The 17,965-nt window shown below is 52.1% G+C and carries 15 protein-coding genes; 9 read left to right on the forward strand and 6 right to left on the reverse strand.

Annotated elements, in window-relative coordinates:
- Positions 1 to 6: 6 nt before the first annotated feature.
- The gene (locus ACPLPM_RS15710) at positions 7 to 1,749 is read right to left on the reverse strand and encodes a sensor histidine kinase (protein ID WP_424357714.1); all 1,743 of its coding nucleotides are present in this window, start codon (positions 1,747 to 1,749) and stop codon (positions 7 to 9) included.
- 437 nt (positions 1,750 to 2,186) lie between these two features.
- On the opposite strand from ACPLPM_RS15710, the gene ACPLPM_RS15715 reads away from it, so the two are divergent.
- The 4 genes from ACPLPM_RS15715 to ACPLPM_RS15730 all read left to right on the forward strand — a co-directional run bounded on the left by ACPLPM_RS15715 (position 2,187) and on the right by ACPLPM_RS15730 (position 6,845).
- Positions 2,187 to 2,999 carry a TrmB family transcriptional regulator gene (locus ACPLPM_RS15715; protein ID WP_424357715.1) on the forward strand — a complete coding sequence of 271 codons (813 nt, stop codon included), beginning with the start codon at positions 2,187 to 2,189 and terminating at the stop codon, positions 2,997 to 2,999.
- A 185-nt stretch (positions 3,000 to 3,184) separates the two neighbouring features.
- Positions 3,185 to 3,835, forward strand: coding sequence for a potassium channel family protein (locus ACPLPM_RS15720; protein WP_424357716.1), 651 nt, complete (start codon positions 3,185 to 3,187; stop codon positions 3,833 to 3,835).
- 36 nt (positions 3,836 to 3,871) lie between these two features.
- A complete protein-coding gene (locus tag ACPLPM_RS15725) occupies positions 3,872 to 5,335 on the forward strand; it encodes a TrkH family potassium uptake protein (protein ID WP_424357717.1) in 1,464 nt (487 codons plus the stop codon).
- 130 nt (positions 5,336 to 5,465) lie between these two features.
- Entirely contained in the window at positions 5,466 to 6,845 is a 1,380-nt protein-coding gene (locus ACPLPM_RS15730) for a TrkH family potassium uptake protein (RefSeq protein WP_424357718.1), read from the forward strand.
- A gap of 37 nt (positions 6,846 to 6,882) precedes the next feature.
- Here ACPLPM_RS15730 and ACPLPM_RS15735 read toward each other — a convergent pair whose 3' ends face one another.
- Positions 6,883 to 7,344 carry a GyrI-like domain-containing protein gene (locus ACPLPM_RS15735; protein WP_424357719.1) on the reverse strand — a complete coding sequence of 154 codons (462 nt, stop codon included), beginning with the start codon at positions 7,342 to 7,344 and terminating at the stop codon, positions 6,883 to 6,885.
- Between the two features lie 496 nt (positions 7,345 to 7,840).
- Between ACPLPM_RS15735 and ACPLPM_RS15740 the strand changes: the two genes are divergently transcribed.
- Positions 7,841 to 8,653, forward strand: a complete 813-nt coding sequence (locus tag ACPLPM_RS15740) for an aminoglycoside N(3)-acetyltransferase (protein ID WP_424357720.1) — start codon at positions 7,841 to 7,843, stop codon at positions 8,651 to 8,653.
- 134 nt (positions 8,654 to 8,787) lie between these two features.
- Positions 8,788 to 9,246 carry a hypothetical protein gene (locus tag ACPLPM_RS15745; protein ID WP_424357721.1) on the forward strand — a complete coding sequence of 153 codons (459 nt, stop codon included), beginning with the start codon at positions 8,788 to 8,790 and terminating at the stop codon, positions 9,244 to 9,246.
- A 15-nt stretch (positions 9,247 to 9,261) separates the two neighbouring features.
- Here ACPLPM_RS15745 and ACPLPM_RS15750 read toward each other — a convergent pair whose 3' ends face one another.
- From ACPLPM_RS15750 to ACPLPM_RS15760, 3 genes are all read right to left on the reverse strand, one after another.
- A complete protein-coding gene (locus ACPLPM_RS15750; protein WP_424357722.1) occupies positions 9,262 to 9,822 on the reverse strand; it encodes an SOUL family heme-binding protein in 561 nt (186 codons plus the stop codon).
- Between the two features lie 375 nt (positions 9,823 to 10,197).
- A complete protein-coding gene (locus ACPLPM_RS15755) occupies positions 10,198 to 10,986 on the reverse strand; it encodes a DUF169 domain-containing protein (protein ID WP_424357723.1) in 789 nt (262 codons plus the stop codon).
- A 29-nt stretch (positions 10,987 to 11,015) separates the two neighbouring features.
- Positions 11,016 to 11,480, reverse strand: a complete 465-nt coding sequence (locus ACPLPM_RS15760; protein WP_424357724.1) for a flavodoxin family protein — start codon at positions 11,478 to 11,480, stop codon at positions 11,016 to 11,018.
- A 231-nt stretch (positions 11,481 to 11,711) separates the two neighbouring features.
- On the opposite strand from ACPLPM_RS15760, the gene ACPLPM_RS15765 reads away from it, so the two are divergent.
- From ACPLPM_RS15765 to ACPLPM_RS15775, 3 genes are all read left to right on the forward strand, one after another.
- Entirely contained in the window at positions 11,712 to 13,790 is a 2,079-nt protein-coding gene (locus tag ACPLPM_RS15765; RefSeq protein ID WP_424357725.1) for a PAS domain S-box protein, read from the forward strand.
- A 149-nt stretch (positions 13,791 to 13,939) separates the two neighbouring features.
- A complete protein-coding gene (locus ACPLPM_RS15770) occupies positions 13,940 to 15,427 on the forward strand; it encodes a PAS domain S-box protein (protein WP_424357726.1) in 1,488 nt (495 codons plus the stop codon).
- A 291-nt stretch (positions 15,428 to 15,718) separates the two neighbouring features.
- On the forward strand, positions 15,719 to 16,624 hold the full coding sequence (locus ACPLPM_RS15775; RefSeq protein WP_424357727.1) for a tyrosine-type recombinase/integrase: 906 nt from the start codon (positions 15,719 to 15,721) through the stop codon (positions 16,622 to 16,624).
- 3 nt (positions 16,625 to 16,627) lie between these two features.
- On the opposite strand, the gene ACPLPM_RS15780 is transcribed toward ACPLPM_RS15775, so the two are convergent.
- Positions 16,628 to 17,893 (reverse strand): hypothetical protein, encoded by a 1,266-nt coding sequence (locus ACPLPM_RS15780; protein ID WP_424357728.1) that lies wholly within the window; start codon positions 17,891 to 17,893, stop codon positions 16,628 to 16,630.
- Positions 17,894 to 17,965: the final 72 nt, after the last annotated feature.

A 17,965-nucleotide genomic window follows, 5' to 3' on the forward strand; every position in this document is an offset into this window, starting at 1 on the left:
CCTACCCTAAGCGCCGGGCTTGCCGAAGGTGATGATAAAGGTCGTCCCCGGGCCTTCCGGGTGCTCGATGACCCCGTCGAGCTGCCCGGCCAGGGTCACCACAAGCTGCATGCCCAGGGAAGTAGTATTCCTGAAATCGAAGCCGGGGGGCAGCCCTACGCCATCGTCGCTGACGGTAAGACGGTACATGTCGCCGTCCCTCACCAGAGCTACCTTGATGGTGCCGGTCTGCCCGTCTTTAAACGCGTACTTCAGGCTGTTCGAGATTAGCTCGTTGATGATCAGACCGCAGGGAATAGCCGTGTCTATGTCCAGCGAGATATCTTCGATATCGGCGGTGATCGCCAGACCGGGGCGGGTAACGTAAGACCGGGTCCAGTAGACGATAAGGCTCTGGATATAGCTTTTAATGTCGATGCTTGCCAGGTCCCTCGACAGGTACAGCTGCTCGTGGATCAGGGCCATGGACTTGATCCGGTTCTGGCTTTCTTTCAGGCTGGCGCTGGCGACCTCGTTGGTCATGCCGGAGATTTGCAGGCTCATGAGGCTGGAGATAATCTGGAGGTTATTCTTCACCCGGTGGTGAATCTCTTTCAGCAACAGCTCCTTCTCCTTCAGCGAGACTTCAAGCCGCTCTTCTGTCTGGCGACGGACTGCTATCTCCCTCTGCAGCGCCTGTTCCGCCTGCTTTCGCTCGGCCACCTCCGCCCGGAGAGACTCGTTGGACCGGGTGATAGCACCTTCGGAGAGCTTATGGGCAGTGATATCCCGCAGAGATACCAGCCGGCCATAATATTTGCCCTTGCCGTCGCTTATCACAGATATCCTTACATCAAGCCAGACAGAGTCGCCGATCGTGATCTCTGCAGGTGTATCGTCGCCGCTACGAATATACTCGGTCAGCCCGGGCCACTTTGCCAGGGCATCGTCAGCCTGCCGCCCGAGTGAAGCCTCAGTTATGCCCAGCAGCTTCAGCGCAGCCGGATTCAGGTCTGCCAGCAGGCCATCTTTATCCAGCACCAGCATCCCGTCGGCCATACTGCTGACCAGCAGCTCTCTGGCCACCGGCACCAGCTCAAACAGCCGCTGGCCGAAAATGCTCCAGGCGTAGATCAGGATGGTCGCGGTGAGGGCAGGGGCCGTGATGTCGATACCTGCCGGCGCCAGGCCCACATAATAGATAACGCTGCTGGCCACGGGAATCATGGTACCGGCTAACAGGGTTACCGCCTTGCGAAGGTCACTTTTATAGGAGGTTATCGCAGTCAGCAGCATCAGGATAAAGCCGGCTAACACCAGTGTGTAGGTATAGACCAGATTAATCGACAGGACGACGCCATGCCCCAGGATCGACAGGTCCGCGCCCGTCCGGGGCCAGATCAGCCCGTGCCAGTCGTTGGTCAAAGCCATTAAGCTGGCTATAACTGGTACTACCCATATCCAGTGTACTCTGCCAGTTATAGGCCAGCGGCTATGATAGCCGTAATCGAGGACGAACAGCAGCCATAGCGGGCCAGCACAGGTAACTGCGAGATACTGCAACCTGATTACCAGGTTCAGGAGGAATTGATCGGAGACGGCCAGCTCGAGCAAACACGTGAGCGCCCAGAAAGACATCGCCGCCAGGAGCCAGGAAAAATACCTGCTTCCCGGCATCGTCCGGCGACGCCAGATATACATTTCAAGAACGATCGCGACCACTACTATTGTTGCATAGCCGATGGCTTCGGGCGACAGGCCGATGATCATAGCTGCCGGCCCCCTGCAGGTATGCGGAAAAAGTACGTGAAGAACCAGCGACGGTTTACCCGCTGTACAGTAGTACGATCAATTTCCGTCAGCATATAAATCAAGGCCGTATCACCAATTTTTGGTACTCATGAAGCGCAAATCATAGAGATGACCGGACAGTCAGGTATGATCGACCAGAGCCAGATGTTACAAGTACTATATCGAGGAGGGACATAATAATCTTTCTAGTACATGCACGCCATATCATTTATTTATTCGATTATATTCTATCTAAATATCGAGCAACAGGAAACTGGCATCCCACCGCCGGCGTTACTGGAAACAGGCCATAGATACTGAAGGTTGATAACGAGCTATTGATCGAGTACAATAATGTTCGCCCGGAGGTTGCAAAAGCTATATTTTTCCAGCATGTAGTATGTAAATGAACTACAATGAGCCAGACACCCCATGAACTGATAGAGTCCTTGAAAACGCTGGGGCTGACCGAATATGAGGCAAAGGTCTACGCTACGCTTGTCGCGCTCGACCGGGCCGAAGTGAAGCCCATATGCGAGAACGTCGACATACCGAGGCCCAGCGTCTACCAGAGCCTCAAAACGCTGACAGACAAGGGGCTGGTCCAGGTAGTCAACGCGAAGCCGGCCGTTTACCGGGCTACCCCGCCGGAGATTGCGATCGAGCACATCGCGGAAGCCCACAAGAGCGCAGAAAAGAACGCTTTGCAGATGCTTTCCGAGCTGGAGGGCTCCATTTCGGGCGGTGCTGACGAAGAAGCGCTGTGGACACTGTACGGCACGGAGAACATCGAGCACAGTATGGAGGAACTGTTGAAAGGTGCGGATAAGTCGGTTAAGCTGGTGCTCCCGGCAGACCACTACCACTACCTGGACCTGCTGCGGGGAAAAAAGGTCGAGGTAGAGCTCATCGTTTTCGGAAGCAGCATCGAACAGATCATCCGATCAGGAATTAAAAGCCTGAAAGTCCATAACGCGCTGGGCCTCGATGCAGCTTATTTTGCCAGCATCGCCGGGTATCTGTCCAGGCTGCCCGTTACTCCGGAGCAGTTGGAAAAATTCATCCTGCTCATAGTGGACGACGAAGAAGTCATGTACGCGCCACCGTTTCCCGCCAGAACTAAATCCGGCATCCGGTCGAAAAATCCGATGTTCGTAGCCCTGGCGGGAATCGTATTCACGGCTGTATGGGAACACACCCCGCAGGTGGCTCCTCGCACTAAACAGTAGTTTCAACAACAAGCAGGAGTTATGTCGGATGTAAATGGCCTCGCAAACCTCCGACACAATTCCTCGTATAGACTTTTATCGCTGCAGGTTTTTATATAACCGATTATAAAATTAAAACAAATTTATATATTAATTGTTGATATAAATTTATAAGATAGTCGGTAAAAGCTTCGGGAGCTACCCTTTTGTACATCATCATCATTGGGCTGGGCGGGATAGGCAGGAGCCTGGCAAAAATAGCCGTGGCTGAAAAGCACAACGTGATGGTCATCGATCGGGACCTGGAAAGGACACAGGACATGGCCTTAAAGTATGACCTCGTGGGCATCACCGGAGATGCCTCGATGCTGTCGACCCTGGAAGAGGCAAGCATAGCTGATGCCGATGCAGTCATATGCACGACAGGAGACGACAACGTAAACCTGATGGTGGTGCTCAAAGCCCTGGAGATGGGGATAAAGACTGTCACGACAATCGTGAACGAGCAGGAAAACATAGAGATATTCAAAAAGACCGGCGCCATCATCCACAAAGACCCCGATGCCGTAGTGGCGGAAAACATCTTCAACTCGATCTGGAGGCCGGGCATCAACGCCTTCACTTCGATGGCCGGGGGCAAAGCGGAGATCGTAGAGGTGATCATACATGAAGGGTCCCGGGCCGCAGGGATGACTATCCAGAAGCTTGGCCTGCCAGCCAACGCCTTGATCATAGCCATCGAACGCGGCGACGAGGTGATCATACCAGAGGGGAGCACCCAGATCCTGCCCAACGACTCGCTGTACGTGTTCGCGAGAAGCGGCATCGTAGACAAGGTTTCCAGCATATTCCAGTAAGTATCAGCCCGCTGGAAGATGGTCGGGGGAGGAGAGTTGCAGCGAAACAGAGATATAAGCATCATTGTCGGTAGCCTGAAAGGCCTCTTTGTGATCTCAGCCATTTTAATGGCCCTGATGATGGTCCTCAGCATCATCTTTGAAGAGCCGATGGGCGTGATGGGCTTTCTGGCAGGGCTCATAGTTAGCCTTACCCTCGCTGTCGCCATCCATTTTTTAGTGCCGGAATACGAGACACTGGACCTCAAGCACGCGATAATCATAGCAGCCCTGGCGTACATATTCATACCGGCCGTCAGCTCAATCCCATTGATCATAAGCACCGGGATGGTACCAATCGACGCGTTCTTCGAGGCGATGTCCGGGTGGACCGGCAGCGGTTTCTCGCTGATTATAGCCCCCGACAGGGTGGGCCGCTCGATCCAGCTCTGGCGCAGCCTGATGCAGTGGATCGGGGGTGCAGGAGTCATCCTGCTGATGGTCACCATTTTGATCAGACCGGGCACCAGCACCTACGTCCTGTACCAGTCAGAAGCCAGAAAAGAGAAGATCAAGCCCAGCATACGCTCGACGCTAAAAACGATCTGGAAACTCTACATGGTATTGACGATCATCTCCGTTTTACTGCTGTTTGTGGCAGGCATGCCCCTCTGGGATTCGCTCAACACTGCCATGGTCACTATAGCCACGGGCGGCTTCGGCCTATATGCTGACAGCATAGCCCACTACAATAGCCCTGTCATCGAGCTGATACTAATACTGATCATGATAGCCGGATCTTTACCCTTTGCCGTCCTGTACACGCTTTTCAGATACCAGATACATACTCTGCTCCACGACGCCCAGGTCCGGGCATTCGCTGCCTTCGTGATAGTCGGCGGTACTTTACTGGTCGTCCAGAACAGCCTGTTCCAGTACGACGATGCCTTTAACTCTCTCCGGTACTCCGTTTTCCAGTTCGTCTCCGCAGTCACGACCTGCGGCCTCCAAACTACCGATCTATCCGGCTGGTCACCCACCGCCCTCATGATTCTTTCCATTGCGATGATCATTGGCGGATGCGCAGGGTCCACGGCAGGCGGCATCAAGATAGCCCGGGCCATCTTCCTCGTCAACCAGGTCCGGCTGTGGCTGATCAAGACTCTCATGTCCAAAAAAGCCGTAGTCGTCCTCAAGCTCGGTGAGCATAAAGTGGTTGAGCAGTCCATGACCGCCGAGCTGAACGAAGCCACCCTCATCTCTTTTCTGTGGATAGTCAACATCGTGCTCAGCGTCATGCTGTTGTCCAACATCCTGGGGACAGACGTCAGCCTGAGCAGGATCATTTTCGAGGTATGCTCTGCCCAGGGCAACGTCGGGATATCCTCGGGCATCCTGACGCCCGCGATCAGCCCCCTCGCGAAAGGGATCTTCATCGTGGACATGTGGATGGGGAGGCTGGAAATCGTCCCGGTGATTCTCCTGGTGAGAGCCGTGGTCAAAGGGTTCGGCAGGTATTGATCATGGGAACCGCCGAAAAGGCCAACCGGCAAGAGAGCTGGTGAGAAGATTGCGGATAAATAAGGACATACGTATAATCATCAGTGACTTACAGGGGCTCTTTTTTATCGCGGGCATCCTGATGGCTGCAATGGCGCTCATCAGTGTACTTTTTTGGGAGCTGCAGAGCACGGCGGGCTTCATCGCCGGGATGCTCGTCAGCCTGGCTATCGCAGCAGCGATTCACTTTACTGTGCCAGGGTCAGAGGCGCTCGAGCTTAAGCACGCGATCATCATCGCAGCCCTCGCTTATCTGTTCATCCCGGCGGTCAGTTCCATCCCGTTCATGATCAGCCCCCAGATGTCCCCGGTCGACGCCTTTTTCGAGTCGATCTCCGGGTGGACGGGCAGCGGCTTCACGATGTTACCCATGCCGGACCGCATCGACAACTCCATGCAACTCTGGCGCAGCGTGACCCAGTGGATAGGCGCTTTAGGGGTCGTCCTCCTGATGGTGACTATCCTGATCAGGCCGGGCACCAGTACCTATGTCCTCTACCAGTCAGAGGCAAGAAAAGAGAGGATAAGGCCAAGCATACGATCAACTGTCAGAGCAATCTGGAAAGTCTATCTCGTGCTAACGGTCACCTCCTTTAGCATCCTGCTGCTCGCGGGAATGCCGGTCTGGGATGCCGTGAACATTGCCATGACATCCATAGGTGGCGGCTTCACGCTGTACTCCGACAGCATCGCCCACTACGACAGCCTGCCCATCGAGGTAGTACTGCTACCGATTATGATCGCCGGAGCGATCCCGTTCGCGGCGCTGTTTACCGTTTTCAGGATTAAGCTCCACACGCTGATATACGATATCCAGGTGAGGACTTTCGTCGGCCTGATCGCTACCGGCTGCGTGCTGCTGGTGATCCAGAACTACTTTTACTACTATAATGATCTGTTCACCTCTCTCCGGTACTCGGTTTTCCAGCTCGTGTCAGCCATCACGAGCACAGGGCTGCAGACTGCGGACATATCAGACTGGTCCTCCACTGCGCTCCTGCTCCTCTCGATCTCGATGATCATCGGCGGATGCGCCGGTTCGGCAACAGGCGGCATCAAAGTCGCCCGAGAAATTTTCCTCGTCAACCAGATCAAGCTATGGCTGACTAAAACTCTGCTGTCCAGAAAAGCAGTCATCGTGATCAGGCTGGGACAGCACAAGGTGGTTGAAAAGGCGATAACGGACGAGCTTAACGAAGCCACGCTCATCTCTTTTCTGTGGATCGTGAACATCTTCGTCAGCATCATGCTGCTGTCGAACATCCTCGGGCCTGATGCCAGCCTCTCGAACATCATCTTCGAAGTATGCTCTGCACAGGGCAACTGCGGGCTCTCGACTGGAGTGATAAACCCGACGATACATCCCATCGCAAAACTGATCTTCATCGCCGACATGTGGATGGGAAGGCTGGAGATCGTCCCGGTAATCCTGCTGGCGAGGACTCTGTTTAAAGGGTTCGGCAAATATTAGGGCTCGAAAAAGTAAAAGGAAAATTTCCCGCTACCGATCAGCTCTTCAGCGGGAACAGGATGAGCGTCTGCAGCTTCGAAGGCTCGGTATCCATCGGGCTGTGGTAGTACATCTCGTAAACGATCCCCGTCGGCTCCAGGCCTTTTTCGGTGACTATCTTGGTCAGCGCATCGTAGGCGGATGCCAGTTCCTGGTACGGGCCCGTATAGAAGCACGTGCCGGTCTTGCCCCCCGGGATAGCCGTTGGCTTAATGTCCCCCTTGCCCTCGAACTTTTTGCTGACGGGGAAACCGATATCCACGTCCAGGTCCGCCATGTCCATATTGTAGTAGGCTACGAAAGGCGCTCCGGCCGGCTGCTCACCAAGCTCGCCGAGGTACCCGGCTACCGAGCCGAAGCACTGGCCGACCACCTGAGGCAGGTCCTGTACGGAAGTTCTGGTCCGGATGGTTAATGCCTGCTGGACAGGCATCTCTTTGATCTCGCATGTAAAAGGCATAATATCACATTCCCGATAACCATTTGATAGTATGGTAATTATCAAATAACCTCTTGCTCCATGATATCAAAATACTAGTGTAAGAGCTCCGTGAAACTAACGAGAATATTGATATTATCATGAAAGAGGTTTCGGGTGAAGCCCATCAAAACTCCTGGAGGTCGAGGAGGTCCCTGGAGGTCGGGGAGGATTTTCAAGCTGGGAGGTTAGAGAGGGTCAGAGGTCAGAGAGGAGGTCGGGGAGTGTAGAAAGGTCGGAGAGGATTTTCTTAAATATGTTCTCTCTGACCTCCAGGTACTCTACCACCTTCTCTCAGACCTCCCAACCTCCCGGATCTCCCAGCTTGAAAGTCCTCCCGGAACTCCTGGAGACTCCCCAGCCCTCCTCTGACCTCTCAACACCTCCCCGACCCACAATTCTTCATGGAATAATATGCTATAGGAGAGTTTACGTACTGCTAAACGCATAATATTGCTCGACTAAAACCGGTGGGACCATGAGCGAGTCAGAGATCATTCAAAAAACGCCCGAGCCCCGCACTGTGGAGAGTATATCGAGAGACCTCCGCATGCTGGGCTTGAGAGAAGGCATGACTGTCATCGTACATTCTTCCCTCAGCTCGATAGGCTGGGTATGCGGCGAAGCGGTCACAGTGATACAGGCGCTTATCAACGTAGTAACGGCTGAAGGCACTATCGTCATGCCTGCCCAGACCGGACTTTCGGATCCTGCCGGCTGGAAGAATCCGCCTGTGCCTCCCGCCTGGATAGCGATCATCAGAGAGACGATGCCTGCGTATGACACTACCGTTACCCCCACAAGAGGGATGGGCGTTATCGCTGAAAACTTCAGAAAATGGCCCGGGGCTGCCAGAAGCTGCCACCCGAATCTTTCGCTGGCCGCCTGGGGTAAAAATGCCAGCCTGATAACAGAAGGCCAGACTATCAACTACGCTCTCGGGGAGAGCTCCCCGCTCTCCCGCATCTACGATCTGGATGGATATGTACTGATGCTGGGCACAGGATACGATACCTGTACTTCGCTCCACCTCGCCGAGTACAGGGCTCCGGGAGCGAAGCCCTACAGAGACGGCTTCCCGATCATGAAGGAGGGCAGGCGGACCTGGGTAGAATGCGAAGACATCGTGCTGGACTCCGATATTTTCCCCCACATCGGGGCGGACATGGAACAATGCGTGAAGGTCGCCAGAGGCTACGTCGGATCAGCCGACAGCAGGCTGTTTCGACAGCGGGAGGCAGTCGACTTCGCCACACGGTGGATAGGAGAGTATAGAGAGAGCCAGAAGTAGACCCGGGAAAGTTCGACGTTACCGACAGAGGCAATATAGCATATTGGATCATGCTGCTTTTGAGCGAGCCCCGAAGGGCGCGAGAAAATTATATGCTATCGTTAGTCTTTGATGTCGGTTACAGAGGAGTATACATGGTAAACCTGAAAGCAATCCTGATCAGCATTATCATTATGATTACCTTGATGACAGGTTGTATCACAGCCAGGACCTCAGACCCGGTCCCGGCGCTGCAGATAAAAGCCCACCCCCAGTACTACACGCTGACTATGTCCTCAGTCCCGGGCATCGGGCTCACACCAGCATATTCGCCCGGGATCGATAACAAAACGATGAGCTTCCGATGGCAGACGGACAACGGCCACTTCCTGTCGTGGTCAAACTCCACTGTGAGAGACCTGGGCTCTGACGTAACGACTGATGATACTACGGTATACTGGTCCTATAAACCCGGCGATATAGGCTCGGATAAGCCGATTGCCCACGTCTGCCTGGAGCTGATCGATAGTGCTTCCGGGCACGTCATCGATACCGCTACGCTGCACATAGGCTGGGAAGACCCGTACGGGGTAAAGGTCCTCAATTCGACGTGATCGAAGGCCGGTAGATCAGACGTCCACCAGGACCTCGTTGTGCCGCAGGAACCCGGGAATCCAGGGCGGGTCGTACCGGGCCAGCCGGTAGTTCGACTTCGGCGCCAGGTCGTTCGTCCGCAGCCACTCCTTCAGCTCGCCTATTTTCTCCCTCACCTTCGGCTCGTGGGAGTGGCCGGAAAACCTGATGACCGCCACATCATGGTCCGGCACCTCGGTAAAGCCGATGGACTCATCATCCGGCCGCGGAAGCGTCTCGAGGGTGTACCTGCCCGGCATGGTGAAGCCGATGCGGTAAACGCCTTCCCGCCTTGGTTCCATCGTCACCGGCACGGTCATAGGGATATTTTCCGAGCTCTCGCCGATCTCCTCGGTAACGGGAGCGGTCATCGGGATCTTCGACCGAACCTTGTTGTGGCCGGTGATGTAGTTGAACAGTACCCGGAAGCCCTCGTTCAGGGCCGTGTCGAAGTCGGCCTCTACGTCCACGTGAGCGAGAACGTAGCCGTTGTACCGGCGCAGCTCAAAACCGCCGTCCTGCTTCAGCGTTTCGTATGCCGGCTGCTCTACAGACATAATAGATTCTCGGCCGGCGAGGATAAAAAAATCGCCGAAAGATTAAGACGGCATCAACAAAAGGTTGTCTGTGTCCCCGTGAAGGAAAACGATCGCTGCGCTGTGCTGACGTCACAGATTCCACAGATCCATACAGAATCCACAGATTTATACTCGATAGCACAGATGATGGTAGATTCTATATACATCCGTAAATAGGTCACCGATGTTCAGAGTTGTCCTGAATGATCGTATTATACTGTCCTTACTATCTGTGCTATCTGTTTCAATCGGTGGATTCACATCTGTGCAATCCATAGTCATCTGTGGAATCTGTGACGCCAGCACAGCGCAGCGTTCGTATTGTTATCCGGTGAATTCAAACAAGGTTTGTAGTTATGTTCGATTTTTCGAGCAAATATCCTCTCTTACCACAGGATAGGCGACCTCGGGCTTCTTGACGATGAACGAGCCGTCGAGGTCCTCGCACATGGCGATTGCCAGCTTTATGGGGATGCCTATCCCGAGGTAGTCTTCCGGGAACCAGCGGTTGCCTGTCGGGTCCATAGGCCCTAAATAGGCTGCGTCTGCGGGCGCCTTCTCAGCCATGCCGGCCGGATAGGACATCCATGATGCACAGGTCGGGCCCCAGGCCGCCCTCACAGGGTTGAAAGGGTCTGCGCTGCGGAAGTGGATGAGGCTGCTCAGGTTTCTGATCTGCTCGCTGTTACCGAAACAGACGACTGCCCTGATACCGGGATCGTGATCGAGGTTCTCACAAGCCTGGACGACGGTGTAGGTACCGGGAGGCGTGATGGTGCCGACCGCTTCTTTGGAGGCTCTGACGATCTCCGGGGTGGCCTTCAAGAACTCGCCCTCCCCGTTCCTGAACTCAGGCGTGCCATAGGATACGAAGTATTCCAGCATCGGGGCCAGCCTGCCGTAGCCCGTCCACCCGACTCCGCCGGGGCAGCATCCGGCGAGGGCGCCTTTGCCGAAGTACAGAGGAGGCAAGTCGTCGCTTACCGAGGCGGCGAATATTGCCTTTGCGATACAGCGGTCTACGGAGGTCATCAGCTTACCGCTGTCAGGGACGCTTTCGGACCCGTAGATGCAGAGCGGTCTGGATTTTAACCTGCCGGCCGCAGCCAGCTTTTCGCCGATTTCTTTTGGGGAAAGAGTCATGATATCCGCAGCTTTAACAGATCTGAGCGTCAAAACGCTTTGCTGATCGCATCCACCACGTCTGCAATGTTCTTATCGCGGTTCGCGCCTCTCCAGACGACGATGCCGGTTGCGCCGACAGTCCCGCCCCGGGCTTCGCATTCCTTTGTCAGCTTTCCGATCGCCGAGTTGCCGCCGGTCCAGGCGAAGGGTAAGCCTTTGGTGACGAAGCAGGCTATCTTTTTACCGCTGAGAGAGGGAAGCTGCTTCAGGTAGGCCGCCATGACAGCCGACAGGGAAAAGGCCTGCACCGGAGCGGCGAAGACCAGCCCTTCGTACTGAGTGAGGTCCGGCAGCCTGCCGAACTTGACGTTTTTGCCGTCTTTCTCGCCGCTGGTAGGCACGATTCTCTCGACAGTCGCAGAGTGCCCGGCTGCAGTGAGCTTGTCCTTGAGCTTACCGGCTACGGAAAAAGTGTTGCCGGTCTGGGAGTAAACGATGATACCGATCTTCATAACTAGAGAATTAGGGTTTGCTTAGGATTAAGATTTGTCTATGTCGCCAAGGGCTTGATCAGATGGCTGTAGAGACGTATTTGAAATGCTTGTCATAAGATCAGTTTCAGAAAAAAGAAACATATATAATATAGCGATGGAATTTTATCAGCAGCAAAAATACCATAAACCATTAAAAATAAATGATTCGACATTAATAACTTGCTTTACCTAACAGCATAAGGGGACATTATGGAAAACGAGCGACAAAAAGCTGAGGCATCTCAAGATAATGACTTCTATCGGCTCGTCTTCAAAAGCGCCCGGGACCCCATTTTAATTATACGCCCCGACGGGCAGGTCATCGACGCGAACAACGCCATTGTAGAGGCTGTAGGATACTCGAAAGAAGAGCTGCTAAAGATGAACGTAGCTGACCTTCGACCACCTTCGGAAAGACCGAAGGTCGCCGATCACCTGAGGCAGAGCAGCGAGGGCACCATTTTCCAGACAGAATACATGCGTAAAGATGGTAGCGTGTTCCCGGTCGAGATTAGCACAAAAGGAGTTTTGCTCAACGGGAAGCTGGCGTTTCTCGGCATCATCCGGGACATCACCGAGCGCAAGCGTGCCGAAGAAGCCATCGTAGCGGATCTCAGAGATACTCATCTTCTTCATAGCTTGAGTGTGCGTATGATCTCCGAGGGAGATGGTAAAGTGCTGTACCAGGAAATCATGGATGCGGCCGTGGCCATAATGCACTCGGACTATGCCAGCATGCAGATATTTGTCCCGGAGCGCGGGGACGGGGGCGAATTATATCTGCTGGCATACAGGGGATTCACCCCGGAGGCGGCGAAGTTCTGGGAATGGGTGCAGGCAGACTCGGCCAGTACGTGTGGCATGGCCCTGCGTTCCTGCCGGAGGTTCCTGGCACCCGACGTTGAAACCTGCGAATTCATGGCCGGTTCGGAGGACCGGGCAACATATCTCCAGACAGGCATCCGCGCAGTCCAGTCCACGCCCCTGTACACCCGCACAGGTAAACTAGTGGGCATGCTATCTACGCACTGGAGTCGCCCGTACCAGCCCTCGGAACGCGAGCTTCAGTTCATGGACCTGCTGGCCCGGCAAGCCGCCGACATCATCGAGCGAAAAAGGGCAGAAGAAGAACGGGAACGCTTACTTAAAGAGTTAGATGCACAGCGCAGAAAGCTCGAAGAGTCGGTCAATATCTACCGGGCGATCGGCGAGATGATCCCCTTCGGCATCTGGATCTGCGGGCTGGACGGCGGAGTAAAGTACTACAGCCAGTCGTACATGGACATGGCAGGCATGACCTTCGAGGAGCTGAAGGAGTTAGGGTGGACCCGCCAGATGCCGCCGGAAGACGTGGAACCCATGCTGCGGGACTGGAAGGAGTGCATCACGCACGGGGACTTCTGGACATACGAACACCGCATCACCGGAGCGAACGGGCAGAAGCACGTCATCCTGAGCAGAGGCGTACCCATCAAGGACGAAGAGGGCAAGACCACCTGCTGGGCCGGCATCAACCTCGACATCACAGAGCTAAAGGAAAAAGAAGCCGCCCTGTTAGATGCGATCACCCAGGCCGATCTGTATATGGATCTGATGGGCCACGACATCAACAACATTAATCAGACTGCTATGGGGTTCCTCGAGCTCGCGCTGATGGCCCTGGAATCTAAGCGGAAGCTTGAGCCGGAAGATACCCACATGGTCGAGCGGCCCCTGAAAGCTCTCCAGACCAGCTCGAGGCTGATCGAGAACGTCAGGAAGATCAAGAAGCTGACCAGCGACGGCATAACCATCGAGCCCATCGACCTCAGGAAAGTCCTGGCAGACCTGGACATCCAGTCGCTCAGCAGCAATGGCAGAGACGTGACTATCAACATCCCGGAGATACCGCCTTCCGTGGTCAGGGCAAACGAGCTGTTCCGGGACGTCCTCATCAACCTGATCACCAACGCTGTCAAGCATTCCTCAGAGGAGAAGCCCCTGTTAGTCAACCTGAACGTAGATCCTGCTTTTATCGAGGACAGTCTGTACTACAAATGTACCGTAGAGGACAATGGCCCGGGAATACCCGATGACGTGAAAGGAAAGCTCTTCCACAGGTTCCAGCGCGGCGCCACGAGAGCCCACGGCAAGGGCCTGGGATTGTACCTGGTGAGGACGCTGGTGGAAGGATACAGGGGAAAAGTGTGGGTGGAAGACCGGGTGCCCGGCGACCATACTCAGGGGGCCAGATTCGTGGTCATGCTACCTGCAAGCGATTGTCAGAACAGTTGTTTACCTGGCAAATAAGAAGGCACCACTACTGCTCAACCTCGATAAAACGTATATAATACATTTTACTTACATATTTTAATTATCGAGACAAATATTATTACCCAGGACAATAACCAGTTACTTATCTATCTTTTTTACAGCTGAAGTAAATGGACCCGAGTAATATGACGGACACGCGTTACAGGAGAGAAGGTGAGCACAGTGACGAGTTCTACCGGCTCGTCTTCGAAAACGTGCGGGACCCCGTTCTGGTAATACGCCCCGACGGCCGGATAATCGTTGCGAATGACGCGATTGTGGCTGCCATAGGGTACTCAAAAGAAGAGCTGCTTCGCATGAACATCTCTGATCTGCGCCCCGACTTCGAAAAACCAAAGATCGGCGAGCACCTGGAAAAGAGCAGACAGGGAGCTACTTATGAGACTGTCTACAAGCGGAAGGATGGCAGCCTGTTTCCCGTCGAGATCAGCACCAAAGCGGCGGTCATCGAGGGAGAGATGACCTTTTTGGGCATCATCCGGGACATCACCGAGCGCAAGCGGGTGGAAGAGCGGCTGGACCTGACCCAGTTCGCCGTAGACCACTTCACCGACTCGTCGATCTGGCTGGACCCGAACGGCCAGATCATCTACGTGAACGACGCGACCTGCAGGTCTACCGGGTATGACAGGAGCGAGCTATTAGCGATGCACATCTGGGATCTCGACCCCGAGTTTTCGCCTGAGGTCTTTGCCCAAAACTGGAGCAAATGGGAGGAGACGAGCGGACGCCGGGTGCAAAACAGGTTTGAGTCCGTCCACCGGACGAAAAGCGGCAAAGTCTTCCCGGTAGAGATCACCGGCAACATCTTCGCTTTCAAAGGCCGGAAATACTTCGTCACCTACGACCGGGACATCACAGAACGCAGGCAGACAGAGGAAGCGTTAACGAGTGCCAAAGCCAGGGCAGAGCTTTACGTAGACCTGATGAGCCACGACATCAACAACCTGAACCACTCTGCCATGGGCTACCTCGAGATGGCTCTCGATGAGCTCGAGGTGCACGAAAGGCTCGAAAGGGATAATAAAGTGTTGATAGAGAAGCCCCTGCAGGCCATAAAAAATAGCTCTGCGCTCATAGAAAACGTACGCAAGCTCCAGATGCTGATGATCGAAAGCGTCAAGACCCGGCCGATAGACCTGCACGACCTCTTATCAGAGATGGATACAGGCAGCTTCCACGAAGTCGATCGGGACATCACCGTCAATATCCCGGATATACCCGACTATAAAGTCGAAGCGAACGAGCTACTAAAAGACGTTTTCACCAACCTGATCTCTAACTCGATCAAGCACTCGGACAGGGACAAGCCCCTGACAGTCAACGTGCTGGTCGAGCCGGCATCCGAAAACCACAAGAAGTACTACCGGTGCTCGATAGAGGACAACGGGCCCGGCATACCCGATGACTTAAAAGGAAGGCTGTTCCGCAAGTTCCAGCGCGGCGCCACGAGAGCGCAAGGCAAGGGCCTGGGATTGTACCTGGTGAGGACGCTGGTAGATGGATTCAAGGGAAAAGTGTGGGTAGAAGACCGGGTGCCCGGCGACCACACCCAGGGGGCCCGATTCGTCGTCATACTGCCGGCTGCCGAGGCGGTTGTAAATATGCAGTGATAGGGACAGTGAATCACAGGAAAACCTTTTTCAAAAGGTTTTCCGTGAGCCTTTCTAAAACTTTTTACTAATGCAACTCCTGCGGAGTTGCGAGTTTTTACTTAATACTATTAATAAGAATAAGCGCCGCGGCGGAGATTTGAACTCCGGAGCTCTTGCGAGCACAGGTTTAGCAAACCTGCCTATCTAGAAGCTTTGCGGCATCTGGCCGACATACGACGAAACTTGGCTTTTCTGTGATGTCAGTACAGAGTTTTTCGAACCTGTTGACCTGCCCCAGAGGTTCGAAATATGGCACAGAAGAAGCGCATCAACTTTGGTTCGATTCAGCAGGTACAGATTAACGCCAGCAAGCCTTTAGACAGGTACGCTACGCTTGAGAAATTAGAACACTATCTGATTTACACAAAGCGATACAGCAAGGTCAATATCAAGGCCACGATGCAGGTAGCCTCGTACCTACTTAATCACTATGACCTTTCAAGGATTGACATAGAGAAGGCCCAAGAAATCGAGGAAGATTTAAGGGCGAAGGGGCTGAAGCCTCGAACCATCATCCGGAAATTATGCGCTCTGGAATCGATTTCCGAAGCCTTAGGAAAGCCCATAAAGATCAAAAAGCCGAAGGCAGTACGTGAGACTAAGGTAGGCTTGACTATGCTGGAATGCCGGGCTTTGCTTCAGGCTACTAACTCAATCCGTGATCGTGCTATTATCAGCCTAATGCTGTGTACAGGGGCCAGAGCGAAGGAGATCGTAGCTGCGAACGTTGATGACATCGATCTAAAGCAGAGGTTCTTCTATATTCGGGCGCACAACCCTGACGAGATAGTAAAGAACTACCGTGAGCACAAAGCCATTTTGACGAAGGATGCCGCAAAGTATATTCAAGAATGGCTTGATATCCGGCCAGAGGTAGAGGAAAAGGCACTATTCCTCAATACCTGGGCCGAGAGGCTCACAAAAAGCGGCCTGCACAAAATAGTAGTCAGTACAGCCAAGAGAGCTGGCATCGAAAAGCGATGTTATTCCCACCTTCTGAGGGCAGCTTGCGCCACTAACATGCTACGGTCGGGGATAAGCTTGAATGATGTAGCCGCACAGCTTAACCATAGGTCGATCTTAAGCACCATGGTCTACTTGACAAGTGATACTGAGTCTTTAAGAGATAGCATAGATAAACGGTTTGTATTATGATTTTTATTTTCCTAAACTTTTTGGAGTTTCAAAGAATAAATCATACAACACATAGTGGATTTCTACAGGAACTCCAGTATCGCCATTGAGGGCATGTAATGCAGTATAATGGCGATTGTTAATTATTTTCATTGAACCATTAATATAATATTTTGCGGATTGTATTCTTTCTTGTACGGATTTTTCCACCTTAGAAATGTTATTTTCTTTCCTGTTATATTTTTTATTAAACAAAATTATAAGTCCGTAACTATCCCTTGATCTCAAATATCCCAATATTTGCTCGATACCGTCATCTAATGTGCTTTTTGTCTTCCAATTCTTACATTCAGCTATAAATACACAATTACCCTTCACGTTTATGAGAATATCACATTTACCAATGCCAGAAAAGGCTTCGCCAACAGCATTTCCTTTAAATACTCCATTTAAGTTTGAAAGGATAACATCCCTTAGATCATATTCATTTAGCCTGTTAAAAGTAATGGGAGAGCGTTCAAAGAATCTGCAACAATTATCTATTATTTCTAAGATAGCATTAAATTCTTCTAAAGTTAAGATATTTAACTGATTTGGGGTTGCAAGAGGTTCTTTTATACATTTAATACTTGATTTTGTCATAACTAAAGAAGATATCTGTGAACTGATCTCTTCATTACGTTGTAGTTTTACAGGTATTTTGTTAGCTATTCGTTCAAGTGTTTGCTGAGCATTTTTTATTCGTTTTATCCTTTCTTCAACAATTGTATCTATTTCTCTTTTTAAGGTAACATTATTTCTTGTTATATTGTCTAAACGTTGATTAATTTCAGCTTTTACTCGATCAATTTCAACTTGTATTTCAGATTGCGCCTTACTGTCGTCTTCTTCATTAAGCGGCATTACTACCTGTAGGAAGCCATCCATGCAAAAAATTTGGCCAATTTTGGGCTTTTTAATATGGGGACTTAATCGATATAAGATATTCTCAGCATATACAGTTTCAATTTTAAGTGGAAATTTAATTTTAACTCCAGGAACTTTTAGTAACTCGTCTAAAAGATTACCGTCTTTGTCCATTTCTAAGGTATATTCTGTATATTCAATTATGGGTAATTCTTCATCGTTAAGAAAAAGTTCTGTTAATGAATATTTAGTAAATAAATATGATTTATATTCATTTATATTAGTAGTTAATAAATCAAGATCATTCTTTGCCGTAGCTTCTCTCTTCATATATTTAGTACACTCAATGTACCACTCATCGATCGTTTCATCATTAAATACCAATAGATCACCGAAATGTAGGAGTTATTACGATATCATCATATTTAATAGAAATGGTAAATAATTAATAAAACT

Source organism: Methanocella sp. MCL-LM (genome assembly GCF_049676595.1).
Taxonomy (GTDB): Archaea; Halobacteriota; Methanocellia; order Methanocellales; family Methanocellaceae; genus Methanocella_A.